Source organism: Bradyrhizobium sp. SZCCHNR1043 (genome assembly GCF_032489675.1).
GTDB lineage: Bacteria > Pseudomonadota > Alphaproteobacteria > Rhizobiales > Xanthobacteraceae > Bradyrhizobium.
In genome coordinates this window covers 307,036-319,394 of sequence record NZ_JAUEYN010000008.1, presented here as the reverse complement: position 1 = coordinate 319,394, position 12,359 = coordinate 307,036, and the positions used below count along the sequence as shown (strand labels likewise).

Annotated in this window: 10 protein-coding genes; 5 read left to right on the top strand and 5 right to left on the bottom strand. The window is 63.8% G+C overall.

Features of this window, described 5'->3' with window-relative positions:
* Positions 1-8: 8 nt before the first annotated feature.
* Positions 9-950: an ABC transporter permease gene (locus tag QX039_RS16425; RefSeq protein ID WP_315737469.1), complete on the bottom strand. Its 942-nt coding sequence runs from the start codon at positions 948-950 to the stop codon at positions 9-11.
* Positions 951-1,361: 411 nt separating this feature from the next.
* Positions 1,362-2,492 (bottom strand): M20/M25/M40 family metallo-hydrolase, encoded by a 1,131-nt coding sequence (locus tag QX039_RS16420; RefSeq protein ID WP_315771086.1) that lies wholly within the window; start codon positions 2,490-2,492, stop codon positions 1,362-1,364.
* Between the two features lie 269 nt (positions 2,493-2,761).
* Between QX039_RS16420 and QX039_RS16415 the strand changes: the two genes are divergently transcribed.
* A complete protein-coding gene (locus QX039_RS16415; RefSeq protein ID WP_315737471.1) occupies positions 2,762-4,375 on the top strand; it encodes an ABC transporter substrate-binding protein in 1,614 nt (537 codons plus the stop codon).
* A gap of 102 nt (positions 4,376-4,477) precedes the next feature.
* Here the strand turns inward: QX039_RS16415 and QX039_RS16410 are convergent, their stop codons facing one another.
* Positions 4,478-4,621 carry a hypothetical protein gene (locus tag QX039_RS16410; protein ID WP_315737472.1) on the bottom strand — a complete coding sequence of 48 codons (144 nt, stop codon included), beginning with the start codon at positions 4,619-4,621 and terminating at the stop codon, positions 4,478-4,480.
* Positions 4,622-4,882: 261 nt separating this feature from the next.
* On the opposite strand from QX039_RS16410, the gene QX039_RS16405 reads away from it, so the two are divergent.
* Entirely contained in the window at positions 4,883-6,496 is a 1,614-nt protein-coding gene (locus QX039_RS16405; protein WP_315737473.1) for an ABC transporter substrate-binding protein, read from the top strand.
* Positions 6,497-6,822: 326 nt separating this feature from the next.
* Here the strand turns inward: QX039_RS16405 and QX039_RS16400 are convergent, their stop codons facing one another.
* Positions 6,823-8,226, bottom strand: a complete 1,404-nt coding sequence (locus QX039_RS16400) for a methyl-accepting chemotaxis protein (protein WP_315737474.1) — start codon at positions 8,224-8,226, stop codon at positions 6,823-6,825.
* Between the two features lie 216 nt (positions 8,227-8,442).
* Here QX039_RS16400 and QX039_RS16395 point away from each other — a divergent pair, with 216 nt between their 5' ends.
* From QX039_RS16395 to QX039_RS16385, 3 genes are read left to right on the top strand one after another with little or no spacing between them, the layout of a single operon-like run.
* The gene (locus QX039_RS16395; RefSeq protein WP_315737475.1) at positions 8,443-8,772 is read left to right on the top strand and encodes a metalloregulator ArsR/SmtB family transcription factor; all 330 of its coding nucleotides are present in this window, start codon (positions 8,443-8,445) and stop codon (positions 8,770-8,772) included.
* Entirely contained in the window at positions 8,765-9,250 is a 486-nt protein-coding gene (locus QX039_RS16390; RefSeq protein WP_315737476.1) for an SRPBCC family protein, read from the top strand. Before QX039_RS16395 ends, QX039_RS16390 begins: the two co-directional genes overlap by 8 nt.
* Positions 9,251-9,280: 30 nt before the next feature.
* Positions 9,281-9,940, top strand: coding sequence for a glutathione S-transferase family protein (locus QX039_RS16385; RefSeq protein ID WP_315737477.1), 660 nt, complete (start codon positions 9,281-9,283; stop codon positions 9,938-9,940).
* 982 nt (positions 9,941-10,922) lie between these two features.
* Here QX039_RS16385 and QX039_RS16380 read toward each other — a convergent pair.
* Positions 10,923-12,338: a hypothetical protein gene (locus QX039_RS16380; protein ID WP_315737478.1), complete on the bottom strand. Its 1,416-nt coding sequence runs from the start codon at positions 12,336-12,338 to the stop codon at positions 10,923-10,925.
* Positions 12,339-12,359 lie beyond the last annotated feature (21 nt).

Sequence of the window (12,359 nt, the reverse complement as noted above, 5' to 3'; positions counted from 1 at the left end):
TGAGGGCCTCAGTAGCGGATGCGTGGATCGAGCAGGGTGTAGGCGAGGTCGATCAGGAGATTGACCGCGAGATAGATGAACGAGGTGAGAAGGATCATGCCCTGGATGACCGGATAGTCGCGCGCCAGCACGGCGTCGACGGTGAGGCGGCCGATGCCGGGCAGGTTGAACACGCTCTCGGTGACCACGACGCCGGAGATCAACAGCGCGAAGCCGGAGCCGATCACGGTGATGACGGGCACGGCCGCATTTCGCAATGCGTGGCGCAACAGCACCGCGATCTCGCTGACGCCCTTGGCGCGCGCGGTGCGCACGAAGTCCTCGCCGAGCACGTCGAGCATCGCGGCGCGCGTCATGCGCGCGATCAGCGCGACGTAGATGAAGGACAAAGCGCAGGTCGGCAGGATGATGCGCTCGAAGAACGGGCCGAAGCCGGCGCTGAGACTCTTGAAGCCCTGGACAGGGACCCAGCGCAGGTTGATCGCGAACAACTGGATCAAGATGTAGCCGATGACGAATACCGGCACCGAGAAGCCGATCACCGAAAGCGCCATCACGAAACGGTCGATCCAGGTGCCGTGCTTCCAGGCCGCGATGACGCCGAGCGGGACGGCGACGAGGATCGACAGGATGATGGTCGAGATCGCGACCGAGATCGACGGCTCGATGCGCTGGCCGATCATCTGCAGCACCGGCACCTTCGAGATCAGCGATACGCCGAGATCGCCATGCAGCAGCTGATTGATCCAGGTGAAGAACTGGATGTAGAGCGGCTCGTTCAGTCCGAGCGTGGTGCGGATGCGCTCGAGCTGCTCAGGGGTCGCGTTGTCGCCGGCGAGAATCGCGGCGGGATCGCCCGGCGTCAGCCGCAGCAGGAGAAAGACGAACAGCGCCACCACGCCCATCACGGGGATGGATGCGAGGATGCGGCGAAGCAGATAACCGATCATCTCGAGAGAACCGCCTTCATGGTGCTGGGGCGACGCGCGCAACGTCGTGAGAGAGTGTGCATGTCACCGATATCCATCGCTTTCAAGGTCTCCGGTGTTCGCTCATCTGCTCGTGCACACGGGACGACACGGTGTTCGTGATCCGCGCGAACCGTCGCATTTGCGAACAAAGTCGCAGCACTTTGCGGCGAACCTTCGCGCGGAAACTTTGCAAGCCGCATGCCATCATGCGCGCGCCGTGGAGCCGTTGTCTACTCACCGTGCTGGTCCCGGAAAATGAAACCGTGCTGCTGCGCAGCAGGCGGTGCGTAGCCGGGAGAGCGAAGCGACCCCGGAGTCTCGCGCGTTGCGGCGATGACCCCGCATGACGCTGCGCTCATGCGGGCTACGAGATCTTGCCCGGAGGCAATCCTACGCCAGGGTCGCGAGCAGCCCCGCCATCAGGCGGCCACGCTCGGCGAGGCTGTCGATCTCGATGTGCTCGTTCAGGGTGTGCATGTCGGTGCCGCGCACCCCGAGGCCATCGAGGGTCGGAATGCCGAGCGCGCCGGTGAAGTTGCCGTCCGAGCCGCCGCCTGCCGAGCCGTGCGGCAACGCCATGCCGAGCTGCTCGGCGATGCCGCGCGCCTTCTCGTACAGCGCCATGGTTCCGGAATCCGGCTCCCACACCGGCCGCGTCACGCCGCGCGTCACCTTGAAGGTCACGTCGTCGGCGGTGCCGGACAGGGACAGCATGCGCTCCACGCCGCGATCGAGGTCGGCCTGCCGCTTCGCCATGCTGAGCGCTTCGCCGGTGGCGGTGGTGGCGACGCAGTTGACCCACTGGCCGCCATGAACGATGCCGACGGAGAAGGTGCAGTCCTCCGTTGTCATGCCGTCGATGGCGAGGATCTGTCGCGCCATTTCCCGGATGGCGGAACGACCCGCGCCGAGCCGCGCGCCGGCATGGCTCGGGCGCCCGATCGCCTCGAGATTGAAGCGGGCGATGGCGTAGCGGCCGGTCACCACGCCATTATCCTGACGGCCCGGCTCGGGCACCAGCACGTATTTGTTGCGCTGCGCCTCGGCTTCGATGATGTCGCGGGTCGAAGGCGTGCCGACCTCCTCGTCCGGCGTGAACAGGATGGTGATCGGCAGCGGCGTCGCAATGGAGGCCTTGATCAGCTGGCGGATCGCTTCCAGCGTGAGATAGTTGCCGCCCTTCATGTCGCAGATGCCGGGCCCATAGCATTTGTTGCCCTCGCGGCGCCAAGGCAGCTTGGCCAGCGTGCCGACGGGGTGAACGGTATCCATGTGGCCGGCGATCAGGATGCCGGGCTCACCCTGCCGCGGGTGCGGGAATCGGGCGCGCACGCAGCCGGCGAAACCCTGGCGCCCGGCGATGCGCTCGATCGTCGCACCCAGGATCGCCATGTCGCGCGCGGCGAGATCCAGCATGCGCTCCACCGCGGCGGCGTCCCAGGTCGGACTTTCGCACTCGACCCAGCCGCGCAAGCCCTGCAGCATGATTTCGGTATCAAAGGGAAGATGGGCTGGATTCATTGGTGCTCTCTCAAGGCATTGTCGCGATCTCATGACACGAGACGCAGGCGGGCGCGCTTTGTAAAGCGAAAGCTATGCAGACGTTAACGGCATTGTCAGCCACGGGCCGCATGCGCTGAATGCGGATTGACGCGAAAGGCGACCTCTGCAACTGTCGAAAGCTTGCGACTTACAGCATGTTAGTTCGCACAAGGATTGATCTGCACGCCCAACGAATGATCTGGATCTGATCAGTTTCAGGTCAAACCATCCACTCAGGAGACCTCGTAATGTTCCACAGCCCGCGCTGGAAACGTCTGACGCTCGCGACGAGCCTCGCCGTTTCCGTGCTTTCGCTCTCGACGGCGCTGAGCACCCAGGCCATCGCAGCCGGCAAGAAGACGATCACGGCGGTGATGCATTCGGATCTGCGCGTCATCGATCCCGGATTCACGACGGCCTACATCACCCGTGACCATGGCTACATGGTTTACGACACGCTGCTGGCGACCGATTCGAATTTCAAGGTCCAGCCGCAGATGGCGGACTGGAAGGTCTCCGACGACAAGCTGACCTACACCTTCACCCTGCGCGACGGCCTGAAATGGCATGACGGCACGCCGGTGACCGCCGAGGACTGCGTTGCTTCGCTGAAGCGCTGGGGCCGCAACGACGGCATGGGCCAGAAGCTGATGGACTTCACGGCGAGCCTGGAGGCGCCCGATGCCAAGACCATCGTGCTCAAGTTGAAGGAGCCCTATGGACTCGTCCTGGAGTCGATCGCCAAGCCGTCCTCGCTGGTGCCGTTCATGATGCCGAAGCGTCTCGCCGAGACGCCGCAGGGCCAGCAGATTTCCGAGCAGATCGGCTCGGGCCCGTTCAAATTCGTCAAGGCGGAATTCCAGCCGGGCGTGAAGGCGGTGTACGAGAAGAACACCGACTACGTGCCGCGCAAGGAGCCGGCGAGCTGGACGTCCGGCGGCAAGGTGGTGAAGGTCGACCGCGTCGAGTGGGTCACGATGCCGGACGCACAGACCGCGGTGAACGCGCTGCAATCGGGCGACATCGACTTCATGGAGAACCTTCCCTACGACATGCTGCCGGTGCTGGAGTCGAACTCCGAGCTCAAGATCGACGTGCTGAACAAGTTCGGCTACCAGACGCTCGGCCGCATGAACTTCCTCAACCCGCCGTTCGACAACGTGAAGGTGCGCCGCGCGGCCTTCCTCGCGCTGAACCAGAAGGACGTGCTCGACGCGCTCGTCGGCAACGACAAGTATCAGAAGATCTGCGGCGCCGTGTTCGTGTGCGGCACGCCGCTCGAGACCGATGTCGGCGCCGAGACGCTGATCAAGGGCAACGGCATGGCGGAAGCCAAGAAGGCACTTGCCGAGTCCGGCTATGACGGCACGCCGATCGCGATCATGGCGCCGGGCGACGTCACCACCTTGAAGGCGCAGCCCGTGGTGGCGGCGCAGCTGTTGCGCGAGGCCGGCTTCAAGGTCGACCTGCAGGCCACCGACTGGCAGACGGTGGTGACACGGCGCGCCAGCCAGAAGCCCGTGAAGGAGGGCGGCTGGAACATGTTCTTCACCAACTGGGTCGGCGCCGACGTCGCCAATCCCGTGGCGAACGTGTCGATCGGCGGCCGCGGCACCAAGGGCGGCTGGTTCGGCTGGGCCGAGGATGCCGAGATCGAGAAGCTGCGCGACGCCTATGCGCGGTCCGCCTCGCCGGAGGAGCAGAAGAAGATCGCCACCGAGATCCAGAAGCAGAACTACGAGAAGGTGATCTACATCCCGCTCGGCCAGTATTTGCTCCCGAGCGGCTGGCGGAAGTCGCTGACCGGAGTGCTCGACGGCCCGGCCACGCCGGTGTTCTGGAACGTCGACAAGAGCGAGTAAGGCCGCGCGCCGAACTCGTGACGCAACGAGAGACGCGGTGAAGCGGAGACTTCGCCGCGTCTCTCTCTTGTTCTTGCGCTCGCCTTGTGCATGAGCCGCGCGTCAGCAGTGCGGATCGCGGACCGCTTCCAGACCGTCGACCATCAAGGGCGGGCTGGTCTGATCCTGGGGTGGCGTCTTGCCGGTGCGGATAGGTGCGGTCGGACGTCGGCCATTATCCCGCGGTTCGGTGACTTCATTCGGCATCGTCAAGCTCCTTGCTGGTGCGCATAACGGACCAGGTGCAGCCGAGTTCCAGATGGCGGGACGCCATCGTCGCAGCCGCGCCATGTGCATCCGTGCGATGCGGTGACCCATGCGCCCATGGCGATTGACCTGCGATGGAACTGCTGCAAGTCTCCTTGCCGAGACTCTTTGCTCCGCGTTTGCAGACGCGACGCAAGACGCCTCGTCAGGCCTTGATCGGTATCAGGGCCCTCGGATGGAAGCCACGCCAAGAGAGATCGCATGTCACATACTTCGCGCCGGACCTCATCCGCGCTCGTTTCATGGTTCGTCGCCTCGGTCATGGCCGTGTCGATGGCGGGCGTAACGACCCAGGCCCTCGCCGCCGGCAAGAAGATGATCACGGCGGTGATGCATTCGGATCTGCGCGTCATCGATCCCGTGTTCACGCCGGCCTACATCACGCGCGACCATGGCTACATGGTGTACGACACCTTGCTCGGGACCGACGCCAAGTTTCAGGTCCAGCCGCAGATGGCGGAGTGGAAGGTCTCGGACGACAAGCTGACCTACACCTTCACCTTGCGCGATGGCCTGAAGTGGCACGACGGCGCGCCGGTCACCGCCGAGGATTGCGTCGCTTCGCTGAAGCGCTGGAGCCGCAACGACAGCATGGGCCAGAAGCTGATGGAGGCCACGGCCTCGCTGGAGGCCACCGATGCCAAGACCATCACCTTGAAGCTGAAGGAGCCTTACGGCCTGGTGCTGGAGTCGATCGGCAAGCCGTCCTCCTACGTGCCGTTCATGATGCCGAAGCGTCTCGCCGAGACGCCCGCGAACCAGCAGATTTCGGAGCAGATCGGCTCCGGACCGTTCAAGTTCGTCAAGGCGGAATTCCAGCCGGGCGTGAAGGCGGTCTATGAGAAGAACGCCGACTACGTGCCGCGCAAGGAGCTGCCGAGCTGGACGGCCGGCGGCAAGGTGGTGAAGGTCGACCGCGTCGAGTGGGTCTCGATGCCCGATGCGCAGACCGCGGTCAACGCGCTGCAGGCGGGCGACATCGACTTCATGGAATTCCCGCCGCTCGACCTCGAGCCGGTGCTCGCCGCTAATCCCGATCTTTCGATGAACGTGCTGAACAAGTTCGGCTACCAGACCCTGGGACGCATGAACTTCCTGTTTCCGCCGTTCGACAATGTGAAGATCCGCCGTGCGGCGTTCCTGGCGCTGAACCAGAAGGATGTGCTCGACGCGCTCGTCGGTAACGCCAAGTACTACACGATCTGCGGCGCCGTGTTCGGCTGCGGCACGCCGCTCGAATCCGACATCGGCTCGGAGACGCTGGTGAAGGGCAACGGCATGGAGCAGGCCAAGAAGCTGCTGGCCGAGGCCGGCTACGACGGTACGCCCGTCGTGATCCTCGCGCCGGGCGATGCGATCACCCTGAAGGCGCAGCCGGTGGTCGCCGCGCAGCTGTTGCGCGAGGCCGGCTTCAAGGTCGATCTGCAGACGACGGACTGGCAGACCGTGGTGACGCGGCGTGCCAGCCAGAAGCCGCCCAAGGAGGGCGGCTGGAACATGTTCTTCACCAACTCGGTGATCGCCGACTCCGGCAATCCGATCGGCAGCACCTTCGTCGGCGCACGCGGCCAGAAGAGCCCGTTCGGCTGGCCCGACGATCCCAAGATGGAGGAGCTGCGCGACGCCTTCGCCAAGGCCACGAAGCCGGAGGACCAGAAGCGGATCGCCGCCCAGATTCAGCAGGAGGTGTACGACCAGGTGATCTACGTGCCGCTCGGCCAATGGTTCATGCCGAGCGCCTGGCGCAAATCGATCACCGGCGTCCTGGAAGGGCAGGCCGTGCCGGTGTTCTGGAACGTCGACAAGAGCGAGTGACGAGATGTCGGCCGCGGCCCGTAGCCGCAGCCCGGATGAGCGATAGCGACATCCGGGTTCAAACGCGCTGTGGAGGAGACCCGGATGTCGCCGCGCTCATCCGGGCTACGCGACTGCCGACGGGGCCGGCTCTCTCGCCGTCATTCCGGGGCATCGCGCAGCGATGAGCCCGGAATCCATATCCACGCGCCGTCATGTGGCGAAGACAAGCGCCACGGCCATCTCGCACCACGCTCTGTCCTGTGGCTATGGATTCCGGGCCCGTGCTGCGCACGCCCCGGATGACGCGCGGATGGAGTGACGTGACGTCGGCAGCAGCCTCGTAGCTATGAGGCCCTGATCTCGTCCAGCGCCGCCAACACCTCGCTGGAAGCGACCTCGACCTTGCCGATCTCGTTGAGGGCTTCATCGATGCGCCCTGAGCTGAACAGGCGCGCGGCTTCCTTGCCGTGGCGATGCACCGCCTCGTGAGGGCGTTCGAGGTTGCGAAATGCCGGATCGCCGGCCAGACGCTGGCCGCCTTCGCCATAGTACCATTTGCCGAGCCGGCACGTGTGATGATCGGAGAGCTCGTCGGCGCGAAGTTGCAGCCGGCCGACCGACATGTCCACCAGCCGCTTCTTCCAGATCACGTGATCGGCCTTGGCCAATCTCACCACCTGGTTGTCGAGCGAGAGCTTGGCGATCTCGCCCAGCATCTTGCCGACCTTTGCGCCCGTCTTGCCCATGGTGTCCGCGAGCGACATCACCTCGTTGGCATTGGCGGTCGCGAGATCGGCGATGATGGTGATGCCCTGCGCGACCTCGTCGGTTGCGGCGGACTGCTCGGCGAGAATGCCGGAGATCTCGTCCATCTTGGTGCTGACCACCGCGGTCCGGGTGCCGGCCTGATCGATCGCCTGCGCCAGATCGTTCATCTCGGACATGCCGACCTCGACCGCCTTGGCGCCGCCGGCCATGGCCTCGACGATGCCGCTCATCTCGGCCTGCAGCCGCTCGATGCGACCCTTGATGTCCTCGGTCGCCTTGGTGGTCTGCTGCGACAGGTTCTTGACCTCGGCTGCGACCACCGCGAAGCCCCTGCCGAATTCGCCGGCGCGCGCCGCCTCGATGGTGGCATTGAGTGCCAGCAGGTTGGTCTGATTGGCGATTGCGTCGATGGTGCCGACGATGGATCCGATCTCGGCGGAGGCGGCGCTGAGATCGGCGATCTTCGCCGAGGTGTCGCGCACGGAGCTGGCGATGCCGTTCATCGTCTGCAACGTCCGTTGTACCGCGGTCACGCTGTTCTCGACGGCCCGGCGCGTCGCGGCGGCCTCGGCGGCGGCTTCGGTCGACGTCGACCGGATGGAGTGTACGGAGGCCTGCATCTCGACCGATGCGGAAGCGAGACTCTGGCAGCGTTCGGACTGATTGTTGGAGGCGCCGATCAGGCGCGCCGCGCTGATCGAGGCTTCGTTGCTGTTGATGCAGAGGTCGACGACCGAATCGAGATCCTGGGACGCGCGGGCCGCGAGCGCGGTGCCGAGACGATGGATGGCCTCGATCAGTTGCGGCTTGAGCTTGGCGCGCAGCGCGGCAGCATCGACGCCTCCGATATCGCGATTGAGCTTGCCGTCCGCCCAGTCGCCGAGGCACTGCGCCAGCGCGTCCTGGAAGGCGTCGTGTGCGGAGGTGTCGGACGCAAGCGGGGCGTCCGATGGTTCGTTCTTTCGGCGGAATCCCAGCATCGTGCCTCTCATTGATGGCGAGCCCGGCTGGCCTGAGCGAGGTCACACGCAGTGACCGGCCCGGACGCCGGCGGCCGTTGGTTCCACCCTCGTCGGTTGTGGTTAATGGCGGGTTTCTTCCTGCAACCGGTGGTGGCGAGATCTGCTGGATCAGGCTCTCGCGTTCCCCGACCTGCCGCCCTTGACCATTATGTAAGTCGCGGCTTACAGTAAGCTATGGCTTACGGAACGGCGCTGAACGTGTTGGCGGACCCGACGCGGCGGGAAGTGCTCGAGCGGCTGCGCGGCGGGCCGCGCCCGGTCCATGCGATTGCGGCCGGGATGCCGGTGTCGCGGCCGGCAGTATCGCAGCATCTGAAGGTGCTGAAGGATGCCGGGCTGGTCGAGGAGCGCAGCGAAGGCGTGCGGCGCATTTACTCGTTGCGCCGTGAGGGGCTGGCCGAGCTCCGCGACTGGCTCGACAGCTTCTGGGACGACGCACTGCTCGCCTTCAAGATCGAGGCGGAGCGCACGCATCGGCAGACGAAAGGGAGGATCGATGAGTGAGGGTGCCGTGATCGCGCCGGTTCGGAAGCTCGTCCATGTCCGGGCGCCGATCGACCATGCGTTCGACGTTTTCACGCGCGGCCTGACGCGCTGGTGGCCGCATACGCATGGGGTCGGCCGCAAGCCGATCGAGAAGGTGCTGCTGGAGCCGAAGCTCGGCGGTCGCTGGCTCGAGATCGCTGAGGACGGCACGGCGACCACGGTCGCGACCATCACGCTATGGGAGCCGCCGCATCGCTTCGTCATGCTGTGGCAGATCGATGCGCAGTGGAAGCCGGACGCGGCGATGCGCTCGGAGGTCGATGTGCAATTCGTCGTCGAAGGCGCGGACGTGACCCGCGTCGAGCTGTTGCACCACAAGTTCGAAACCATGGGCGGCGAGGCCGGCGCATCGATGCGCCGGGACGTCGAAGGCGGCTGGCCGGGGCTGCTGCAGCGTTTCGTGGCCGAGGCCGAGCGGCCGCCGACGTCATCCTGAGCAAATCATCATAAGAGTGGAGAGACCGTGATGTCCGAGTTCGTGGTCCATTCCGTGCCGGGAAGCCCGTTCGGGCGCAGCGTGCTGATCGCGCTGGAGGAGAAGGGCGCGCCGTATCGGCTCGCCGCGCTGGCGCCGGGGGACTCCAAGGGAGCGGCGCATCTGGCGCGTCATCCCTTCGGGCGCGTGCCGGTGCTCGAGCATGACGGCTTCGTGTTGTACGAGACCCAGGCGATCCTGCGCTATCTCGACCGCATGCTGCCCGAGCCGGCCCTGACGCCCGCGGACGTCAGGCAGGCCGCGCGTATGGACCAGGTGATGAACATCAGCGACTGGTACCTGTTCCAGGGCGTCTGCAACGTCATCATCTTCCAGCGCATCGTCGGCCCGCAATTCTTCGGCACGACCACCGACGAAGCCGCGATCGCACGCGCGATGCCGCAGGCGAGAGCCGTCATCGCCGAGTTGTCGCGGCTGCTCGGCGAGCAGCCGTTCATGGTCGGCGACCATCTGTCACTGGCGGATCTGCAGGCCGCGCCGCAGGCGAGCTTTCTGTCGTTGACGCCGGAATGGGCGGAGCTGACCGCCGGCCACCCCAACCTCGTCGCCTGGATCGACCGGCTGGAGACGCGGCCGAGCTTCAGATCCACCACCATGGCGGAGCTGACGGCGCGAGCGCAGGCGGCGTAGCCTCCGCAGGTCGTTTAGGTGCGACGAGCCGAGCGGGCCTGCCGCCGCGGAACAAGCCGCCGGTCGCGCCGTCATCGGCGAGCAGGGCTTGCCCCACGCCGGAGCCGTAGATCAGATCACTGCAGATCAGATACTGATGGAGCGACGTTGCGTTCACGTCGAATCAGGCGGGCGTCAGCTTGTATCGCGCCGCTGATCCGAGTCCGCTGTCCTGTTCGGGACAAAGCCGGGCCGTATCGGCCTCCTGAACGAGGCTGCAGGACTGCTCTTTCTCTTTCGCCAGGTCGGCTCTCTCATCCTCATCGTCGCGGAGTTCTCACCTTGATTGTCGCCGCGCTCGCGCGGTGATGTGGCCGGGGGAGAGGTTCCGGGGGCAGCCTGTTGAAGAGTTCGTTCCCCCTTGGTTTCGTGGCGCCAATAAGGAGGGCCTTGATCGACAGCTCAGCGACGAATCGGAGTTTCCGTAAGGGGTCTTCATGGAGCATCCCGAATCCTTCCCGATATGGGATGCGCAATATGTCTCGCCGTTTGGCGATGCGCTGCAGAAGCGCATTGGACTGGTGCGGCTTGCTCTCTACAATCCGCGCGTAAAGTGTGAAGAAGAGTTGGACAAGTACGCAGCGAGGACAGTCGGATATCCAGATTTGACGAAGAGCAAGCTGAGCGCCACGGCCGGTATCGATGGCGAGATTCGATCTTGCGAACGTACGCGGACCCCGAAAAGACATTGCAGATATTTGTTGGCTCGGCGGACAAGGCAAACTGCAAAGTTTACTGAAAGAGGTCAAAGTCATTCCAAAGGAGTGACGTCGAGTGCAATGGGTTTGAGACGCAATAGGAGCACGCCAGAATGGGTTTTCGGTGAGGTGAAGGCGACCCCGCACCCGGTTCATCTATTGGCGCGATCGCTACGACGCTGGCCATCGAGGGCTATTAACGACACTCTGCGTCGCGATGGTAAGCTGGCGCGTGAGAAATGGCGCTACGGCCTCGATGCTGGGATCGCCTGTCCGAGTATCGAATAGAGAATTTGTTGGTCGATGGCGGACGTAGGTCCGGCGCTGGATCCAGGTGTCGGTCGACCCATACTTAGTATCAGAGTATTTGTATCCTTGCGCGTGCCTGAGAGGAAATTTCCCGAGGTGGGTGCCGTCACCCGCACCAATTTCCAGGTCGGTGTGACGCTTCCCGTCAGCGTTATATAGAAATTGACTGTTTCACTTATGGTTGACACCGGATCGAAGACCGCCGGGCCTTCTCTCTTCTTTTCCTCCTGTATCTTCTTCGTCTCAACCAAACAGGTGAGCATGGCGTCTCTCATCGTATTCGTGGCGACGACGACCTTGTCGCGGGCCTCAATCAATTTCTTGAGATCAGCCGCGGATTGCTCCGCGGCTTCCTTCAATCTTTCCTCGTCCGCTTTAGATGGAGGCGCTGCGCTCGGATGATCAGAAGTGAGTTCGGCCGCCTTGTCGATATTGATAACGAACGTCGAAACGTTGGCTGATTGTGCAATGGCCTCAAACTGCGCTTCAGCGACCGGCTTTAGGCACGATCCGTCGAGCGCTCCCTGCGCAATACTGTAACGAGGCTTCACCACATTGTTTATGATGGCCTGTGTCTTCGTCTCGATGCGGGTGGCTTCGGCCGAGTTCGCAAGAATCTGTTTGATCCGTTCCGCGCTTTCATTCTTCGGCGACGGTGCCTCCGTCAGCTCCTTGGTGGTCTTATCCGCCAGTTCAGGAATGTTGAATTTCTGAATGAGCTGAGTTGAAAATTGCCTCATCTTTTCGGACTGGGCCGCAATGGTTCGTATGGAATCCTCAGGTATGGCCTTCGGATCGACCTTTCGCCGTTCGGCAACGATTGTCGGGAGGTCCAGTTTGGGAATGGCAGGCGGCGGCGATGCGCCCGGTCCAAAATTGTTGCCCGGTCTCAAAACGCCGGTCTCGACCGGCTTGAGAGCCGCGTCAATGAGGCGGTCTAAACCCAGATCGCTCTCGAGCAGCAATCCAGGATCGGGACGACAGAAGTCGTAGAGCCCGGTCTTCAGACGTCCGCTGTCGTTCTCCGCATCGAGATCCCTGAACGACATAAGAAACTCTACGTCCTCCTGCCTGATCGCTTGCGTCGTCAAACCACCTCCCGCGCCGATCGTGAAGGTTTGGGCGACATTGTTCACGGTGCGGAGTGGCTGCGTGTACGAGGCTCCCGGATTGATCTGGAAGCTATCGTCAATGGCGACCGTCAGTCGAATCTTGGCAGCCCACGAGCGCAAAAAGAGGAAGGGCTGCCGCCGTTCGGGTAGCTTTTCTTCCGGGAAGAGTGAGTACGCCTTATCCAGAACAGCCCTGTTAAGGTCGCACTTAATCCGTTTGACGACAGCATTGACGTCCACGGCAGCGATCCCATCCCGGCG